The sequence below is a fragment of the Bacillus sp. P4_E1 genome (assembly GCF_056401715.1).
Genome location: NZ_JBFUIV010000011.1, coordinates 124,696 through 142,717, shown reverse-complemented (window position 1 = coordinate 142,717; position 18,022 = coordinate 124,696). Strand labels below are relative to the sequence as shown.

Annotated in this window: 18 protein-coding genes; 16 read left to right on the top strand and 2 right to left on the bottom strand. The window is 33.4% G+C overall.

All coding sequences use genetic code 11. The features are described from left to right. Nucleotides 1-88: 88 nt before the first annotated feature. The 5 genes from AC1DS7_RS16995 (at nucleotide 89) to AC1DS7_RS16975 (ending at nucleotide 4,098) form a co-directional block, all read left to right on the top strand. A complete protein-coding gene (locus tag AC1DS7_RS16995; RefSeq protein ID WP_001070538.1) occupies nucleotides 89-361 on the top strand; it encodes an autorepressor SdpR family transcription factor in 273 nt (90 codons plus the stop codon). Beyond that, nucleotides 358-993, top strand: a complete 636-nt coding sequence (locus tag AC1DS7_RS16990) for an SdpI family protein (protein WP_372488216.1) — start codon at nucleotides 358-360, stop codon at nucleotides 991-993. Before AC1DS7_RS16995 ends, AC1DS7_RS16990 begins: the two co-directional genes overlap by 4 nt. A 24-nt stretch (nucleotides 994-1,017) precedes the next feature. Continuing rightward, nucleotides 1,018-1,656: an SdpI family protein gene (locus AC1DS7_RS16985; protein ID WP_476999120.1), complete on the top strand. Its 639-nt coding sequence runs from the start codon at nucleotides 1,018-1,020 to the stop codon at nucleotides 1,654-1,656. Between the two features lie 161 nt (nucleotides 1,657-1,817). Further along, entirely contained in the window at nucleotides 1,818-2,534 is a 717-nt protein-coding gene (locus AC1DS7_RS16980; RefSeq protein ID WP_002034493.1) for an ABC transporter ATP-binding protein, read from the top strand. Further along, nucleotides 2,524-4,098, top strand: coding sequence for a hypothetical protein (locus tag AC1DS7_RS16975; RefSeq protein WP_002143543.1), 1,575 nt, complete (start codon nucleotides 2,524-2,526; stop codon nucleotides 4,096-4,098). The genes AC1DS7_RS16980 and AC1DS7_RS16975 overlap by 11 nt, the downstream gene beginning before the upstream one ends. Nucleotides 4,099-4,163: 65 nt before the next feature. Here AC1DS7_RS16975 and AC1DS7_RS16970 read toward each other — a convergent pair whose 3' ends face one another. Next, the gene (locus AC1DS7_RS16970; protein WP_002143541.1) at nucleotides 4,164-5,036 is read right to left on the bottom strand and encodes an AraC family transcriptional regulator; all 873 of its coding nucleotides are present in this window, start codon (nucleotides 5,034-5,036) and stop codon (nucleotides 4,164-4,166) included. 305 nt (nucleotides 5,037-5,341) lie between these two features. On the opposite strand from AC1DS7_RS16970, the gene AC1DS7_RS16965 reads away from it, so the two are divergent. Both AC1DS7_RS16965 and AC1DS7_RS16960 read left to right on the top strand, forming a co-directional pair. Further along, nucleotides 5,342-6,112, top strand: coding sequence for an ABC transporter ATP-binding protein (locus AC1DS7_RS16965; protein WP_002015790.1), 771 nt, complete (start codon nucleotides 5,342-5,344; stop codon nucleotides 6,110-6,112). Continuing rightward, nucleotides 6,099-8,048, top strand: coding sequence for an ABC transporter permease (locus AC1DS7_RS16960; RefSeq protein ID WP_002129621.1), 1,950 nt, complete (start codon nucleotides 6,099-6,101; stop codon nucleotides 8,046-8,048). The genes AC1DS7_RS16965 and AC1DS7_RS16960 overlap by 14 nt, the downstream gene beginning before the upstream one ends. Nucleotides 8,049-8,113: 65 nt before the next feature. Here AC1DS7_RS16960 and AC1DS7_RS16955 read toward each other — a convergent pair whose 3' ends face one another. Then, on the bottom strand, nucleotides 8,114-8,572 hold the full coding sequence (locus tag AC1DS7_RS16955) for an epimerase (RefSeq protein ID WP_215588561.1): 459 nt from the start codon (nucleotides 8,570-8,572) through the stop codon (nucleotides 8,114-8,116). Between the two features lie 307 nt (nucleotides 8,573-8,879). Between AC1DS7_RS16955 and AC1DS7_RS16950 the strand changes: the two genes are divergently transcribed. The 9 genes from AC1DS7_RS16950 (at nucleotide 8,880) to AC1DS7_RS16910 (ending at nucleotide 17,821) form a co-directional block, all read left to right on the top strand. Next, nucleotides 8,880-9,458: a class I SAM-dependent methyltransferase gene (locus AC1DS7_RS16950; RefSeq protein WP_002143539.1), complete on the top strand. Its 579-nt coding sequence runs from the start codon at nucleotides 8,880-8,882 to the stop codon at nucleotides 9,456-9,458. Beyond that, the gene (locus tag AC1DS7_RS16945) at nucleotides 9,458-10,063 is read left to right on the top strand and encodes a DedA family protein (protein ID WP_002143538.1); all 606 of its coding nucleotides are present in this window, start codon (nucleotides 9,458-9,460) and stop codon (nucleotides 10,061-10,063) included. The genes AC1DS7_RS16950 and AC1DS7_RS16945 overlap by 1 nt, the downstream gene beginning before the upstream one ends. A gap of 37 nt (nucleotides 10,064-10,100) precedes the next feature. Further along, the gene (locus tag AC1DS7_RS16940; RefSeq protein ID WP_002143537.1) at nucleotides 10,101-10,802 is read left to right on the top strand and encodes a response regulator transcription factor; all 702 of its coding nucleotides are present in this window, start codon (nucleotides 10,101-10,103) and stop codon (nucleotides 10,800-10,802) included. Further along, nucleotides 10,786-12,294: a sensor histidine kinase gene (locus tag AC1DS7_RS16935; protein ID WP_002143536.1), complete on the top strand. Its 1,509-nt coding sequence runs from the start codon at nucleotides 10,786-10,788 to the stop codon at nucleotides 12,292-12,294. The genes AC1DS7_RS16940 and AC1DS7_RS16935 overlap by 17 nt, the downstream gene beginning before the upstream one ends. Before the next feature lie 143 nt (nucleotides 12,295-12,437). Beyond that, nucleotides 12,438-12,800, top strand: coding sequence for a YxeA family protein (locus AC1DS7_RS16930; RefSeq protein WP_159147470.1), 363 nt, complete (start codon nucleotides 12,438-12,440; stop codon nucleotides 12,798-12,800). Nucleotides 12,801-12,942: 142 nt separating this feature from the next. Continuing rightward, entirely contained in the window at nucleotides 12,943-13,710 is a 768-nt protein-coding gene (gene mreC, locus AC1DS7_RS16925) for a rod shape-determining protein MreC (protein ID WP_002143534.1), read from the top strand. Nucleotides 13,711-14,385: 675 nt separating this feature from the next. Beyond that, the gene (locus AC1DS7_RS16920) at nucleotides 14,386-16,248 is read left to right on the top strand and encodes an FtsX-like permease family protein (protein ID WP_476999119.1); all 1,863 of its coding nucleotides are present in this window, start codon (nucleotides 14,386-14,388) and stop codon (nucleotides 16,246-16,248) included. 77 nt (nucleotides 16,249-16,325) lie between these two features. Continuing rightward, nucleotides 16,326-17,147, top strand: a complete 822-nt coding sequence (locus tag AC1DS7_RS16915) for a peptidoglycan-N-acetylglucosamine deacetylase (protein WP_002143531.1) — start codon at nucleotides 16,326-16,328, stop codon at nucleotides 17,145-17,147. A gap of 14 nt (nucleotides 17,148-17,161) precedes the next feature. After that, nucleotides 17,162-17,821: a YkyA family protein gene (locus AC1DS7_RS16910; RefSeq protein ID WP_476999126.1), complete on the top strand. Its 660-nt coding sequence runs from the start codon at nucleotides 17,162-17,164 to the stop codon at nucleotides 17,819-17,821. Nucleotides 17,822-18,022 lie beyond the last annotated feature (201 nt).

Here is an 18,022-nt window from a genome sequence, read left to right as displayed (position 1 = left end):
GGCTATGGATACGATTGACAATTTATAGTTTTCATTTTAACATTTAGATAAATATCTAAATGTCTAATTAGTGAAAGGAAGAAAGACATTGAATCAAGCATTCAAAGCATTAGCAGACCCAACAAGGCGAAAAATTTTAGATTTATTAAAAGAAGGCGATTTAACAGCTGGGGAAATTGCTGAACAGTTCAACATGACAAAGCCAAGTATTTCACACCACTTAAATGCACTTAAAAATGCTGAACTTATTCAAGATGAAAAAAGAGGGCAATTCGTTGTGTACTCTTTGAACACAACTGTCTTTCAAGATTTATTGACTTGGGTGTTTACGTTTACGAATAAGGGGGAAGAGGGGAAATGAAAAAGCATCTTTTTGCAATTATATTAATTCTTATAACTTGTATAGCTTGGGCGTTTGCTTGGCCACATTTGCCGGATACAATCGCGACACATTGGAGTGGTGGTAAGGCAGATGGTTATTCTTCTAAATTATATGGAATGATTTCTATGGTTGGAATTATGATTGCGTTATATGTATTTCTAAATGTGATACCAAAGATTGATCCAAGGAAAGCAAATTACGAGAAATTTTCTAAAGCTTTTATGATGATGAATAACGGGATACTATTGCTACTATTTGTAGGAAATATAGATATTATTACAAGTGGATTAGGATATAACTTATTCATTAATCGCATGCCTGAATTATTAGTTGGTATTCTATTCATAGTTATCGGAAACTATTTACCACAATGTAAACCAAATTACTTTGTAGGCATAAAAACACCGTGGACGTTAAGTAACGAAGAAGTATGGAGAAAAACACACCGTTTTAGTGGAAAGGTGTTTGTTGCATTAGGAATCATTATGATTTTAAGTGTTTTCGCGCCGGTAGCATGGAAATCTTTCGTAATGGCTGGAATTATTATTGGTGCAGTAGGACTAACGATGGGATATTCCTATGTTGCTTATAAGAAAGAGATAGGGGCTTAATATAAAATTTATGGGGGAGAGAGGATGAAAAGACACGTATTACCATGGAGTTTAATTATTGCAATTGCAATTGGCTGGTACATTGTATGGCCTTATTTACCGAAACAAATTCCACGTCATTATAATGCTGCAGGAATGGTAGATGGATATTTTTCTAAAGTAGAAGCGAGTTCAGTTTCAATAGGTAGTATGGTGTTGCTGTATTTGATATGGCTAGCTATGGGGTATATTGATGTAACGAAAGATAAGTATAAACAGCATGCTAAAGTCCTTTCTGCAATCCATTATGCAATTCTTTTGATAGGGTTCGGCTGTAATATATTTGCGCTATTAGCAGTGTCTAATTATATTGCATCGGGCTCCATTGCATTTAATTTCGGACTTGGAACATTGTTTTTAGTACTCGGCAATTATATGCAACAAACGAAGCCAAATGGCTTAGTAGGAATCCGGATGGACTCGACATTAGAAAATCCTGTAGTTTGGAGAAAAACACACAGATTTGCTTCGAAGGTATTTGTAATAGGTGCACTTTGTATATATGCTGGGGCGGTACTTCCAGATCCATTCAATATTTTTATGGGGATTGGAATAATATTAATATGCATCTTCATATCAACGATAAAGTCATATGCTATTTATAAAAAAGAAATGCAATTGTGAGTAATAAGGGATTGAACTGTACGAGTCAAATTTTATATTTATAGTTTCTATGTGTTAAGAGATTTAAATACTCAGTGGGGATAATGAAAAAGCTCGCTGAGTAAATTTTTTGCTTTTAGGTCTGGAAATTCAGTTAAAAAGGATAGTTTGGGGGAAATCACATGTTAGAAATTATAAATTTTAGCAAGACATACAAAGGTGGCAAAAAAGCAGTAGATCAGTTAAATATTACTGTTCAAGCAGGGGATATCTTTGGATTTATTGGCCATAACGGTGCGGGGAAAAGTACAACAATTAAGTCGTTAGTAGGAGTTATAGATTTTGAAGAGGGTGAAATTTTTGTTGATGGACATTCAGTAAAAAAAGATCCGATTGCATGTAAGAAAGTAATGGCGTACATTCCTGATAATCCAGATTTATATGAGCAATTAACAGGAATTCAATATTTGAACTTTGTTGCTGATGTGTTTAAAGTGTCTGCGAAGGATCGAGAAGCACAGATACAAAAGTATGGGGATGCTTTTGAGATTACACCTTACTTGGGAGATTTAATATCTTCCTATTCACACGGTATGAAACAAAAAGTGGCGATTATATCAGCGGTTTTGCATAAACCGAAATTATTAGTTTTAGATGAACCTTTCGTTGGTCTTGATCCAAAGGCTGCTGTAGTGTTGAAAGGTATTATGAAGGAGCTTTGTGAAAAGGGAAGTGCGATTTTCTTTTCTACGCATGTTTTAGATGTGGCGGAGAAGTTATGTAATAAAATAGCGATGATTAATAGAGGGAAATTAGCACTTTCAGGGGAAGTGAATTCTTTAATAAAGGAAGGATCATTGGAAGAGCTCTTTATGAAGGAGCTTGCTAATGAATATTAGTAGTCTAGGTCTTTTAAAAATCCGCTTGATAACGCAGCTTGGTTTAAATACTTTTAAATACGAAAAAGATAAAAAGAAGAAGCAGAATAAGATTTTACTGTCAGCATCTATTGCCTTAGTTGGTGTCATGTTAATGCTATATTGTGGGGCCTCGGCATATGGATTGGTGAGACTAGGAATAAGTGAAATTATCCCAGTTTATGCACTAGTTATTAGCAGTGTATTGACGTTGTTTTTCACTATATTTAAGGCAAATGGAGAGATTTTTGCTTTTAAGGATTACGATCTTTTAATGTCATTACCGATTCGTGTAAGTACGGTTATTACAAGTAGGTTTTTGTATTTATATTTGCTGAATACGATCTTTTCAATCATAATCATGCTACCAATGGGAGTTGTTTATGGCATACATGAGAGGCCATCAGTTTCTTTTTACTTTATGTGGTTCATCAGTATGTTTATAGCATCTTTAATTCCAACAACAATAGCAGCGATTTTTGGAGCTGCGATTACGGCAATCGCTTCTAAATTTAAAAATACGAATAAAATAACTACAATTTTAAGTTTCATAGTAATTATTACATTCGGTTTCTTTATGCTGAAAAACGGAAATGCTCAATATAGCCTTAATGATATGAACGGGATTGGTGCAATTGTTTCGGAGCAATTAACTAAAGTGTATCCACTAGCTAACATGTTTCAAAAAGCAATTGTTCATGCTGATATTGTAGCTTTCATCCTATTCGTTGGGATATCGGTTATTTGGTATTATCTTTTTGTAAAAATCCTTTCGTTAAAATATAAGCAAATAAATACAGAGATTACCACTTATCATATGCTTTCAAATTATGAAATTCATAGCATGAGAAAAGAAAGTGTATTGGCCGCATTGTATAAAAAAGAACTGAAGCGTTTCTTTTCTTCTACAGTGTATGTGGTAAATAGCGGAATGGGAGTTGTGATGGCGCTAGCTTTCGCACTAGCTATAGTTGTAGTAGGGCCAAGTCAATTAATAGCGTATCCTGGAATTGAGGCCCTGTTGCAAAAGGTTGCGCCATTTGCTATTGCAGCAGCGATTTCGATGACGTGTACAACATGTGTGTCATTGTCATTAGAAGGAAAAAATGTATGGATTATTAAGTCGTTACCTATTACGCCAAAGATGATTTATGACAGTAAAATACTTATGAATCTTTCATTAAGTATACCTGCATCACTTATCAGTTCCGTATTACTGATAATAGGGTTAAAACTAGATATTTGGAGTTCTCTTTTAATCGTAATAACACCGATAACATATTCATTCTTTTCGGCAGTATGGGGGATTTTTATTAATAATCGATTTGGTTATTATGATTGGGTATCAGAAACTCAAATAGTAAAACAAAGTGTAGGATCGTTTGTCGGTATGTTTGGTGGCTTAATTATGGCTGTTATACCTGCCTTTTTAATCGGTACTGCTACGATCTCGAACTATAGAGTATTTACTTTGGTAGTTATTATAGTGCTTGCGATTATTACTATTTTCTTGTATAAGAACGAGTCGAGAAGAAGTATAAAATAAAAAGCTGCTTTTCCTTTAAAGAGGAAGAGCAGCTTCTTTATTTTGAAAAATTTTAGACCTTTATATTACTTTTTTAAAACAGGTATCCATATCTCGCTTCTGAAATTCGGTGAGGATACGTCTTTACTTTCATTCCACAATATTTCCGGTCCTTCCGCTAGTTCATAATTCGAAGAAGGGAACCATTCGGAATAAATACGTCCCCACACATTTTGTAATGCATCAGGAAATGGACCGACAGCTTCAAATATAGCCCATGTTGAAGCTGCGACTTCAAGTTGTTTGAATTGCTTTGGACAATCTTTCGTTGTGGCTACTCCAATATAGTGATCGAGTTCGCCTTTTTCCTCCATTCTTCCTTCAGAAAAATTCGTAGAAGCACTAATAATTCCGGTAGGTTCAATATTTGAAAGGGACTTTAATGTTTCGATTGATTGGCTGTCTAAACTTTTCCACATAGAAGCAATTTCTTCGTTTACACCGTTAAAAACAATCGGTACTCGTTTTTGTATACCAATGATTTGAAATGGCCCTTTTTCTTCAATTCGATAGTTCATTTCATTTCCTCCTTGAATGGATAGTTGGAAGGTCATTGGTGAATAAGCTTTCAAAGAACGACTAGTACTTCGAGCTTCTGAAGGCGTTATTCCGTGCAAATTTTGAAATGCACGTGTAAATGAATCTGGTGAGTTGTAGCCATATTTTATAGCGACATCAATGACTTTTGCATTGCTATCTTTTAGTTCAAAGGCAGCAAGGGTAAGACGTCTACAGCGAATATATTCTGATAGTGATATGCCAGCTAGAAAAGAAAACATTCTTTTGAAATGATATTCGGAGCAGAAAGCTATTTTTGCGACTTCTTTAAAATCAATTTCGTGTGTAAGGTTGTCTTCAATATACTGCATTGCCGCATTCATATTTTTAAGTGAATCCATTATATGACCTCCTCTGTATATAGAATATCAGGAACGAAATAGCTCCATCCGACATTTCATGCACAACTTTGTGGGGGCATTTTTAACCTTACAAAATTGTAATGTTCCTGTAAGGAGAATGAATGGATGGCATGATATCCCAATGTTATAGTAACAAAGTACTTTAGTACATTAGGTTAAATTCTGATGTCTTTACTTATGTGCCTTACATAACTGTCATGTTTGTGTAAGAAACATCGATAGTGGCAAGAGTAGAGAGTGTATATAGTTGAAAATAGAGAATAGAAGAAATGAGGGATGTCGAGATGAAAACAGTGTTAGAAGCAAAAAATATTGAAAAAGTGTATGACACAGGTGGTAATAAATTTGCAGCTTTAAAAGGTATTAACTTACAAGTAAAAGAAGGTGAGTTCGTTGGAATTATGGGACCGTCGGGTTCTGGTAAGACGACGCTACTAAACGTTCTTTCTACAATTGATAATGCGACGGACGGTGAAATTTTAATTGATGGAAAAGATATCGTGAAGATGAACGATGATAAGCTAGCGTTATTCCGCCGCGATCATTTAGGTTTCATTTTCCAAGATTATAACTTATTAGATACGTTAACGGTGAAAGAGAATATTGCGTTACCTCTTGCGTTATCAAAGGTGAAAGCGAGTGAGATTGATCGCCGCGTTCTTGAAATCTCAAAGAAATTCGGTATTGATCATATTTTAAGTCAGTTCCCATATCAAGTATCCGGTGGACAGAAGCAGCGCTGTGCAGCATCGCGTGCAATCGTTACAAGTCCTAGTATGATATTTGGGGACGAGCCGACTGGAGCACTTGATTCTAAATCAGCGACAGATTTATTAGAAAGTATGAAGTCGTTAAATGAATATGATAATTCTACAATTTTAATGGTAACGCATGATGCGTTTGCGGCGAGTTATTGTAAACGAGTTATTTTCATTAAAGATGGTGAGTTATATAAAGAATTACACCGTGGTGAATCAACACGTAAACAGTTCTTCCAAAAAGTCGTTGACGTAATGTCTTCCATTTCTGGAGGTATGGCTGATGACCTTATCTAGCATTGCCCTCCGCAACATACAGCGGAACTTTAAAGACTACTTTGTATATTTTGCATCTATGATATTTAGCATCGTCATTTATTTTACATTTAAGGCGTTACAGTATAATTCACAAATGGAAAAAGCAGCGGAAGCATCAAAAAAGATTAGCGGTGCATTCCAAGTTTCCAGTGTAATGCTAATCATTTTCGTAGCAGTGTTTATTATATATTCGAACGGTTTCTTTACAAGAAAACGTAAAAAAGAAGTTGGACTATATTCCTTATTAGGTATTCGAAAAAGACAAATTGGTAAAATGCTCTTTTATGAAAATATGTTAATGGGATTAATGTCTTTAATTATTGGGATTGCGATTGGTAGCGTCCTTTCAAAACTATTCCTTGAATTACTTGTAAGTATGATGGGATTAAACTTAAATGTTCATTTTGAAGTCCCGATGGCTGCAATTGTTGATACAGCAATTATTTTCTTTGTGATTATATTGTATACATCACTTCAAGGATATCGTTTAATTTATCGCTTTAAGTTAATTGAACTTTTCCGCGCAGAACGTGAAGGAGAAGCAATGCCAAAAGGATCTGTCATTATGGCGTTAATTTCAGTTTTCTTAATCGGCTCAGGTTATTTCTTAGCGTTAATGTTTATGAAGGCAGTTATGTATGCAAACTTTATGGCAGTCGCACTTTATATATTACTTGCGACAGTATTAGGTACGTATTTACTATTTATGTTCTTTACAGTATTCGTATTGAAACGTGCAAGAAATAATAAATCATCGTTTTATAACGGTATGAATATGGTAACGACATCACAGCTACTATATCGTATTAAAGGAAATGCAAAGTCACTTGCGACAATTTCTATTTTAAGTGCAGTAACATTAACAGCGGTTGGTACGTCAGTTACGATGTATTACAACACATTTACACAATCCAAAGCAGTTGCACCATACAGCTACTCTTATGAAAAGAAAGATGCAGAACTAGATAAGAAAGTAAATGCGATTTTTGCTGAAGAGAAAGAGAATCACCCTGTAAAAGATCAATTTGAAGTTGAGATGGTTCCTGTAAAAGGAAAGTTTGAAGGAGCTAAAGTCGATTTCATCTTTAATATGAACTACAGTATCTCTGAGAAATATCAATTTATATCTCAAACTGAATTTAATAAACTTGCTAAAAAAATCGATGCGGAAACAGTGAATGTAGCTACTGGCGAAGCATTTATATATGATAGTTCTTATATTGAAGGGTATGAGTTTAGCCCTGAATATAAAGGAAATAAAGCGGTATTCCAAATTGGAAATGAAACGAAGACATTGACGATCCAAGGTGCAAATAATAATGCAATTACGAACTTAGGTGAATTAGTTGTTGTCGTTCCAGATGAAATGTATGAACAAGCGAAGCAAGCATTTGGAACACGTGTTGTAAAAAATATCGATGTAAAAGATGAAAGAAACAGTAAAGTGTTAACGGAAAAATTAACAAAAGTGATGCCAGCTGGTGAATCAGAAATGACACCAACATTTAGAGATTTCTACACTGGTTTCCATATGGGACTTGAAGCAACTGGACTAATGATGTTCATCGGAATGTTCTTAGGACTTGTATTCTTACTAGCAACAGGTTCTATTATTTACTTCAAACAGCTAACAGAAGCAAGTGCAGATCGTGAGCGTTACGTTGTCCTTCATAAAATCGGTGTAACGAAACAAGAAATGAAAAAAGCTATTGCAAAACAAGTGAGCTTTATCTTTGCAATTCCACTAGTAATCGGAATTCTACACAGTTTGTTTGCATTAAAAGGTTTAGGGAACATACTACCATTTGAAATTATGATTCCGCTTCTAATTAGTATCGGAGTATATAGCGTTATTTATATCGGATATTACTTCTTAACAGTTCGCTCTTATTATAAGATTGTGAGCGCGAAGTAATGAAAGAGTTGTTTTATCTTGGTAAAAAAGCATCCGACTAACATGTTAGTCGGATGCTTTTTTGTCTATACGTGAGCTTTATTTTCGTCCGAACTATCAAACATGTCCATTACTTTAAAAATACCTTCCAACAGCAAGGTACATAAAATAGCGAAAATTAATACGGCATGAGGTGATAATTCAACTGATGTGAAGTTAAGGTCTGCCAACCAAAAGTAACCTACATAAAAACTTAGAAATGTGCTAACAGCCGAAAGTGTAAATTCTAAAAATCCTAATTCTTTTAATTTTTCCTCAGATAATTTACATAAACGTAAAACAATAGAGAAGAGAATTCCTACTATGAAAAATCCAATACATAATGCGAACAATGATATTATGCTTGGATACTTAACTTCATCAGGTATCCACTTTTTCATTCCCACTATTAAAAATGTAGGGACAAGAATAGGCAATAAAAGTGGTAGCACTATTTGTATAGATGCAAACAATGCATTTGGTTTATTATCGTTTTGATTATTCATAAAGCCTCCAAAAATGATTTCTATACTAATTCCAAATATCTTAGAGGATTCTAACATAAAAATAGTAACTTCGCTATACAAAATCGGAGTAGGATCATGATCCTTCATGGTAAATAAACAAGATGCCTTATTCGTATATGTTCGAGTCGTTTATCCTTGTAATTCAATTTTTATGTCTGCTTATAGTAAATAAGGAAATTTCCTTCATCTTCATAAAATMTTAAGAAATCTCCACAATATTTGTTAAGAAACGATAGTTATACTTAAAAACAAGTTAGAAATATCGAACGAATGGAGAGAAGTATATATGCAGCTTATTACATTCTTAACCGAATTTATTAAACATCCGAAACATACTGGGGCAATTGCACCGAGTTCTCACATATTAGCAAAGAAAATGGTAGATGCAATCGATTTTGAAACAGCGAAGTACATTGTAGAATTAGGACCTGGCACAGGATCTTTCACAAAAGGGATTATGAAGAGAAAAAAGAAAGAAACGATATTTATTCTTGTTGAAATTAATGAAGTTTTTTTCAAAGAGTTAAAGAAAAAGTTTAAAGATGATTCGAGTGTTATCGTTATACACGGTTCAGCTGAAAATATAAAAAAGTATATGGAAGAGCTAAACGTAGAGAGTATTGATTATGTGTTATCTGGGCTACCGTTTGCCTCTTTACCGAAGGAGGTTTCAGCACGAATTTTAAGTAATGTAATGGAGTCACTGCAACAGAATGGAGAATTTATTACATTTCAATATTCACTTGTGAAAAAAGGATTTATACAGCATTTCTTCCCTGAAATTACACTAGAAAAAGTGTGGCTTAATTTCCCACCAGCTTACGTCTTTAGCTGTAGAAAAGAGTTAAGGGGAGCATATGCATAATGGAGTTACATGAATTAATGTCATACATTGAGCAGTACGGTTATTGGGCGCTATTCTTTTGTTTATGGCTAGGAATCGTCGGTATGCCAATTCCTGATGAAATGATTGTCATGAGTGGTGGGTTTGTATCATCAATGGGTATATTAAGTGTGATTCCAGCTTTTTTATTAACATATTTAGGTGTTGTATCAGGTCTTTCTTTAGGGTATATACTAGGGAAAATATTTGGCATAAAAGTACTTAACAAATTGATGAAAAAGAAAAAGGCGAAGTACCTTTTAAAATCACAAGAGGTGATAGGTAAATATGGTCATTATGCATTAGTAATAAGTTATTTTATACCTGTTGTGAGGCATATCGTACCGTATTTAGTAGGAATGAATAACATGTCATTTAAAACGTATGCATTGTATTCCTATATGGCAGGACTTGTTTGGACACTAGCTTATTTCATGTTGGGCGCTCTATTCGGAAAACATATTGAAACGATTGTAGCACTTGCAACGAAGTATGGGATGTATTTAGGCGGGGGCATTATGATCATTACTAGCATTTCTTATGTGTACATTCAAAAGAGAAATGCAGTAGTGAGTGAAATAAAGTAACATTCATAGTTTGGTAAACGATGCTGGAGGAGATTTTGTGAGTAAGGAAACGATACTTATCGTAGACGATGAGAAGGAAATTAGAAAGCTTATCGCCATTTATTTGAAGAATGAAGGGTACGAAGTATTACAAGCTGGAGATGGTGAAGAGGGTTTAGAAATAGTAAAGAAAAGAGACGTGCATCTAATTGTACTTGATATTATGATGCCGAAAATAGATGGTATTCATATGTGTATGAAAGTGAGAGAAATAGCGGAAATGCCCATTATTATGCTGTCGGCAAAAACGCAAGATATGGACAAGATTTTAGGGTTAACAACTGGGGCAGACGATTACGTAGCAAAACCATTTAATCCACTTGAACTCATTGCTCGTATTAAATCACAACTTCGGAGATATATGAAAATGAGCGGGGCAAGTGTAAAAGATGAAAATGTATTTGAAGTTGGAGATATAAAGATAAATATAGCAACGCGGCAGGTCATTATCGCAAATAAAGAGGTGAAATTGACACCGAGAGAGTTTGAGGTATTAGAATTGCTTGCACGAAATCAAGGAATGGTATTAAATGCAGAGCAAATTTATGAAAGAGTATGGAAAGAGCAAGCTTTCCAATCCGATAATACTGTGATGGTACATATTCGGAAAATACGTGAAAAGATAGAGGCAATTCCAAGGAAGCCTCGTTACATTAAAACAGTATGGGGAGTTGGCTACAAGATTGAGAAAGATATTTGAACCGATAATATGGATGAATCAAGTTTTTAAAAAAATGATAGGTAAAACAGTGAGTTATTTGCAAAAGAGTATACGTGTACAGTTGATTGCTACATTTACTTTCTGTACATTACTTGGTGTATTAGTAGGGTGGTCTGCAACTTCCTTTTTCGAGGATGCGAATAAAATTTCTATCATTGATTATGCATCAGGTATGGAAGCCATTGATGGACAGACAAAAAGGCTTGTTGAAAGTATGACAGAAGAAGGCAAGGAAATTAATATACAAGAACTGCTTGATCAATTGAATCACAGGAATCAATTGAAGGTTTTAATAATAGATGAGAATGGGAAAGTGGTTTATAAAACAAAGGGAGCACCGGAAGAACAGATTAATCTTCATGAGACGATGCGTAATGTAATGGATTTTAAAATGGATCAAGTACGATATGTAGAGGCACACAATTTAATTCAAGATAGAGCTGAACAAAAGCGTAAGGAGTTTACAACCTTTTATCCAGTTACTGTTAATACGAAAAATATGTATATCATTGCAAGTGGTATACCACAAGGAAATGTAAAGTATGTAGTGAACGGTAGTAGCCCATTTCCATCTTTACTAGGCTTTATTACTTTTCTACTTTCTTTCTTTTATATAACGAAAAGGAAGATGAATCAAATTGAAGCGATGGCAGAAGGAGTAAGAGAGTTTTCGAAAGGTAACTTACAATATAAAATCAAACAGGCAGGTCAAGATGAAATAGGATTATTAATTTCAAATATTAATCAAATGGCAGAAAAGCTTTTGTCTAATATAGAAAAAGAAAAACAAATAGAGAAACAAAAAAGTGAATTGATTACAAATGTATCACATGATTTAAGAACTCCACTTACTTCTATTATGGGGTATTTACGTTTACTAGGTGATGCAAAATATGAAAATAAAGAACAGTATGATGAGTATATAAAAATTGCCTTTTCAAAGTCAGAGCAGTTGAAGATGTTAATAGAGGATTTGTTTGAGTATACAAAACTAACAGATGAAAATATGGTGTTAGATTCGCAAGAAGTGTGTATGAATGAACTACTTGATCAATTAATAGAAGAGCTAGTACCACAAGCGGAGGAACATAATCTTTCATTCGTGAAAGAATTTCAAGAAGATCGTATATATGCTGTTGTGGACTCGGAAAAAATGGTACGTGTGTTTGAAAATCTCTTAACAAATGCAATTAAATATAGCGTGGAAAAAGAAGAAATTAAAGTTTCTATTCAAAGGGAAGAACGTCATATTAGAGTTTCAATAGCAAATCATAGTGAAGAATTTACCCAAAGAGAGTTAGAGAACTTGTTTGAGCGTTTTTATAAAAAAGACCAATCAAGAAGTAGGGCTGTAGAAGGTTCAGGCTTGGGGCTTGCAATTGCAAAAAGCATTGTTGAATTGCATAAAGGGGACATTCGAGCGGAATATGAAAATGGGGTTATTCAATTTATTATTTTATTACCAATTTAATTAGAAGAACGTTAGAAATATCGGTTACCTTCTAATTAGGGAAGAATGAGTGATAGTGTTGCTATTGATTTAGAGAGAGTCTTATTCCATCATTCAGGTGGACGTTGATTAATAAAACAGAGAAGTGGAGAATCGAAAGTTATATGAAAAAATTAAGTGCGTTTATCGTATTGATTATAGTTGGAGTTACATTACTTGTAGTGAAAGGTGGACCGATGGTAGATCAACTCAATCCATTTATTAAAGAAGATGTTTATTATGCTGTTGTCGACAGTGATGGGGAATATGAAGTGAAAAGTAAAGGTTTTGGTAGATGGAGTTATAAATTTAAAGGGTATGATGAATCTGGAAAAGAACAAAAGATTATGCTGACTACTACAAAACATTTAAGAATAGGAGCATATTTAAAGATTAAATCTAAAAGGACTTATGGTATGCAGTGGGAAGAAGTACAGCGTGAGGAAATACCGGCCAAAGCAAAAGAAAAAGTAACAATTAAGCCCTGAATATAGTAGCAGTATATGATAATTTCTAAATTTTTTATAAAGAAGATAAAGTTTATCTGAACTTTATCTAAACTGCATTTCTTCTGTATACAACTACTAGTATTCTATATTGTGTAGATAAAAAATGGTAAGGAGTAACAAGATGATCATGCAGGTTTCTAAGAAGAAAATATTATTATTTCTTTCAATTATTCTTTTGGCTTTATTGATGGTATATGTATGTACAAATAATAAGCATGTCCAAAATATTGTTCATAATATAGAAGACATTTATAAAGTATATAAAGAGAATCAAGTATTGAAAGAAAAAATTGAACATCAAGAATCGTTAAAGAGTAAAGTGCAAATGTTAAGTGAGGAGAAAGAAAACTTTAATAAACTTATTAGTAAGGAGAAAGAATTAAAGGAACAGGGAAAATATAATTTCATTCAAGCTACAGTAGTAAGCCGTGTAGCAGAAGAGTGGTATAGAGAAATCACTCTTGATAGAGGTTCACAACATGGTGTAAAGGCTGATATGGCTGTTATTACGGTGAACGGTTTTATTGGAAAGGTAGAGAGTGTAGATCAATTTACATCTGTTGTGAAATTAATTACGAATGATGAACGAACAAATCGTTTAGCAATCACCTTCCAAAATGATTCATCTATTTTAGGATTTGTTACAGGGTATGATAAGAAAAAACAAGCCCTTCGAATTGATAATATTCCATCAGATAAAGCGAAAGAAATAAAAATAGGTGATAGCATTATTACCTCTGAATTAAGTCAGAAAATACCACCCGGTCTTGAAGTAGCAGAGGTGATAGAGCAAGAACCAGATCAATATGGTCTTGCTTATATTATTTATGCAAAACCAAAGGCAAACTTATATGATTTAGAAGATGTAATTTTAATAGAACCTAAATAATAGTTTTATATAGTGTCTATGAGCGGTGAATTAGAAACGAAGAGAATTAATGTAAAGTAAAGAGTAAGAGGGATAAGGAAAAATAAAATGGTACTAAATGTAATAATATGTAGTCATATCTTTATATCGTTTTTATTTTATCTTTATCTTATCTTTATCTCGGACAATTATAATGAAGAGGTAAACTGATGATAAGTACAAAGTTATTAAGTATTACAGTGGGTCTTTTTTTTGTCCATTTTTAATATTAATTATTTATATAACCTCTCCAGTAGGCTAGAAAAACTATACAACATCCTTCGAATTTATATTTGTAAATGCATTATTTGAGCGCGAGAATAATGGCTCTTCGAAAACGTTATTGACGTCATCTTCGTGAGAACAAAGTAATGGTATATGAATTGGTTTATAAAACATTTAATTCGTATATTATAATTTAGTTAGAGATATACATTACAAAAATGTAAGGATAATGTAAGAGGAATCAATATTTCTGCTCGCAAGTAAAAGATAAAATGATTGTTAGTAGCTACAAAAATAGCATGATCGAAACACTCGCAACATGACAGGAGGCAATATGAAAACTTTAATATTTGATGAGAACGTTGTACAAAAAGTACATAGTAAAAAAATGAATGTATTACACCATACTGTAGAGAAACGTGGGCGTAAAATATGTTATTAAAACTTTCTATTTCCAGTATGAAAAAAATGATAAAGGATTACATCGTTTTACTAATAGGTCTTGTAATCTCGATTTCTATATTTTACATGTTTCAAACACTTGCGTTAAATAAAGAATTTACAATGAATAACAGCATCATTGGTTCAATTGTATTTGTATTTCAAATAGGATCTGTTTTGGTGGCGTTTATTACATTCTTTTATATTTTTTATGCAAACTCTTTTCTCCTTTCACTCCGGCGGAAAGAACTTGGCATGTATCTTGTAATAGGGGCAAAAAAGAGTAAAATCAGTCAACTTTTGTTTTTTGAGACGTTTATTATGGGAATGATTTCACTAGTGCTAGGTAGTGTATTCGGAGCTATTCTTTCTAATTTTGTAAGCAAATTTTTAACGAAACAATTGGAAATATCAGCGGAAGGTTATCAAGCATTTTATGGTCCTGCATTCAAAATAACATTCATATTTTTTAGTGTATTATTTTTGCTTACATCCTTTGTGAATGCGATTCGTATAGCACTTAAAACAGAATTAGATTTAATTCGTGCAGAGCAGCAAACGGAGCGCATAAGAATGAAAGGCCCAGCTACAATATTGTTAACCTTATGTAGTTTGCTAGGCCTAGGTGTAGGGTATTATTTTGTGATCTTCGTAGGAATAAAAGGTGCTGGTGCTATTTTACTCCCATTATTCACGATTACACTTGGGACATATCTTATATTTATTTCACTCTTACCTGCGTTTGTTAATAGGCTAAAGAAAACGCGCTATTTAAACGAGAAGAAATTAAATGCATTTACATTTGCACAACTGCAATTCCGTGTAAGTAGTTTGGCAAAAATACTAGGAACTGTAACGATGTTAATTGGCCTAGGTGTAGGAGCGATGGCTGGTGGGATGTCTTTACAAAAAAATGTAATCCTTACAGCAGAAAGTATGCCAGGGTATGATATTACGCTGCATGATCCGGTAGCGATAGATTATAAAGCTATGGAAAAAATGAAAATTATAGATAAAAAGCAGTATAAATATAAAGTTGATAATCAAGCTGTGTACTATTTAAAAGAGGAATTATTAGAGAATCCTCCACTTCTATTCAGAAAGAAAGAGACAACACATATTTCTGAACAACTTCCATCTTCGAGCTATAGGATGTTTAAGGGAGAGGAAGTTGATCCATCTAGTTCTACGTTACCGATGAACTGGGACAAGATTGTGGATAGTGATTTTAGGTCGAATATTACTGTATATGATCGTAAGCCTGTCTATATTGTCGATAAAAACCGTTATGAAACAATTCAAGGGAATGAGCATACGTTTTTTATTGCTAAAGTAGATAATATTTTACAGTATAAAACAGAGTTAAAAGAGATGGATAATCGTCAAATTGAAAAAATAGCTGCTGCCACTAATAGGCCTAAAGCAGATGTATATTTACCAACGAACTATGGTGATTATGAATCTATGCTCGCCTTTTCAAAAGGAACTTCCTTTATGGGATTCTTTTTAGGTCTTGCTTTTTTAGCTATGATGGCAAGTTGTTTAATGTTTAAAATCCTTTCTGGGGCTACGAAAGATATAGGGCGGTATGAGATGCTTCGAAAAATTGGGGTGCGTAAAGAATTACTTATAAAATCTATGTATAAAGAATTAGGTATCGTATTTCTATTTCCAGCAATATTGGGTCTCATTCATGTTTTGGTAGGAATGAACATATTTACATTTGTTAAATTTTTTGTGAATCCATATGTGAACATATGGATGCCGATTTGTATATTCCTAGGAATTTATATAGTCTACTATTTAATCACTGTACAATTATATAAGAGGATTGTTCTTCCGAAGGAAAGATAAATATATAACGAGGAAGACTTGAAAAGCTAGATTAATATTTCATTAATAAGTAAGGGATGTAGAAAGGAATTAATAGAATGGGGAAATTGTTAAAGGTAAAAAACATAGTTGTAATGACAGTAGCTACAGTTGTAGTGGGAGGAGCTTTTTTCGTATTTCAATCGATAACCTCACCTGCAAAAGCGATAGCAAATCAAGAAAATTCAGTTCAGTATGCAAATGAACAAATAAAAGTGGAAATGAATAAGGTAGCACCAACGCAATTTAATGGTCAAACTAGGAAAATTGCCTATCTTACTTTTGATGATGGTCCAGGAAAGTATACGGCACAGTTACTAGATATATTAAAGGAAAATGATGCGAAAGCAACATTTTTTCTAATCGGTCAAAATGTAAAATCATATCCTGATTTAGTAAAACGAGAAGAAGTAGAAGGACACTATGTGGGAATGCATAGTATGACGCATAATAACAAGAAATTATATGCCCAGGGTGGCTATGTAGATGAAATGAAAGAGGATCAAAGTTTAATTGCTAGTATTCTTGGACATGCTCCAAAACTAACACGTCCGCCATATGGTTCGAAGCCTGGGTTACACGAAGAACTTCGTAATAAAGTTGTAGAAAATGGTCTTAAAGTATGGGATTGGACAATTGATTCATTAGATTGGGAATACAGTGGAATGCCAATAAATACAGCAACAGCAAAAATTGTTCAAAATGTACTGGCTGGTGCGACAGATCAAAAAGAAGTGATTTTGATGCATGACATTCATCCGCAATCCGTTGCAGCAGTACCTGCTATTATTAAAGGTTTAAAAGAAAAAGGGTATGAATTGGAAGCGTATCATGAAGATGATCATTTCCCATTGAACTTTATGCATGATAAACGTATGTAACATAGGAGGAACTGATATTGATTTATAAAGCGTTAACGATTACGGGAATTATATCTATAAGCTTATTGACAGGGTGCTTTGGCGCAAAGCCAGAAGCAGAATTGTACGTCGCATTTGAAAACGCGATGAAGCAAGAAAAGATGGTTTCTGAAGATGCGAAAAAACTAGAGGTCTTAGAAAAACAAGGTCAAGAGTTATACAATCAAATTATAAATGATGGTAAAGATAGTAACCAAGCAATTATGCCGAAGCTAGAGCAAGCTACAAAAAGTATTGATGAACGTGAAAAAGTATGGAACAAAGAAAAAGAAGCTTTTGGAAAAGCACAAGAAGAAGTAAAATCAGTTCATAAAACTATAGATAAAATGGAAGATGCAGCTCTTCAGAAACAAGCAAAAAAAATACAGGATATTTATAAAAAGCGTTATGCATCTTTTAGTAAGATGAATGATTCGTATCAAAAGTTAATGAAATCTGAAAGAGAATTATATAAAAGCTTAGGTGAAAAAGAAACGAACTTAAAAAAGGTTAGTGAAAAGATTAAAGGTGTAAATCAAATGAATGAGGACATTCAACGAGAAAAAGAGAAATTTAATAGATATACACAAGAATATAACAAAGAGAAATTAGATTTTTATAAACAAGCGAAAATTAAGATGAAAGAGGAGAAATAAATACTTTATTTCTTACTCCAAAATAGAATAGAGAAATCAAAAGTCCCAAGCTACTAGCTTTGGGGCTTTTTCATATTCTTAAAGAAATGTTAAGAATATCCGCTGCTATTTATTAAGAAATGCTATCTATACTTAGAAATGGGTTAAGAAGTGCTCGGAAAATATGTAGGGAAAATAAAAGATAGGAAAAAGAAGTGTAGG

Bases quoted from the DNA above. Each gene is read 5' to 3' on its own strand.
- AC1DS7_RS16915 (WP_002143531.1), top strand. From the start codon at position 16,326: ATGGGGAAATTGTTAAAGGTAAAAAACATAGTTGTAATGACAGTAGCT.
- AC1DS7_RS16930 (WP_159147470.1), top strand. From the start codon at position 12,438: ATGAAAAAATTAAGTGCGTTTATCGTATTGATTATAGTTGGAGTTACA.
- AC1DS7_RS16985 (WP_476999120.1), top strand. From the start codon at position 1,018: ATGAAAAGACACGTATTACCATGGAGTTTAATTATTGCAATTGCAATT.
- AC1DS7_RS16960 (WP_002129621.1), top strand. From the start codon at position 6,099: ATGACCTTATCTAGCATTGCCCTCCGCAACATACAGCGGAACTTTAAA.
- AC1DS7_RS16955 (WP_215588561.1), bottom strand. From the start codon at position 8,572: ATGAATAATCAAAACGATAATAAACCAAATGCATTGTTTGCATCTATA.
- AC1DS7_RS16990 (WP_372488216.1), top strand. From the start codon at position 358: ATGAAAAAGCATCTTTTTGCAATTATATTAATTCTTATAACTTGTATA.
- AC1DS7_RS16965 (WP_002015790.1), top strand. From the start codon at position 5,342: ATGAAAACAGTGTTAGAAGCAAAAAATATTGAAAAAGTGTATGACACA.
- AC1DS7_RS16970 (WP_002143541.1), bottom strand. From the start codon at position 5,036: ATGGATTCACTTAAAAATATGAATGCGGCAATGCAGTATATTGAAGAC.
- mreC (WP_002143534.1), top strand. From the start codon at position 12,943: ATGATCATGCAGGTTTCTAAGAAGAAAATATTATTATTTCTTTCAATT.
- AC1DS7_RS16920 (WP_476999119.1), top strand. From the start codon at position 14,386: ATGTTATTAAAACTTTCTATTTCCAGTATGAAAAAAATGATAAAGGAT.
- AC1DS7_RS16945 (WP_002143538.1), top strand. From the start codon at position 9,458: ATGGAGTTACATGAATTAATGTCATACATTGAGCAGTACGGTTATTGG.
- AC1DS7_RS16975 (WP_002143543.1), top strand. From the start codon at position 2,524: ATGAATATTAGTAGTCTAGGTCTTTTAAAAATCCGCTTGATAACGCAG.
- AC1DS7_RS16980 (WP_002034493.1), top strand. From the start codon at position 1,818: ATGTTAGAAATTATAAATTTTAGCAAGACATACAAAGGTGGCAAAAAA.
- AC1DS7_RS16950 (WP_002143539.1), top strand. From the start codon at position 8,880: ATGCAGCTTATTACATTCTTAACCGAATTTATTAAACATCCGAAACAT.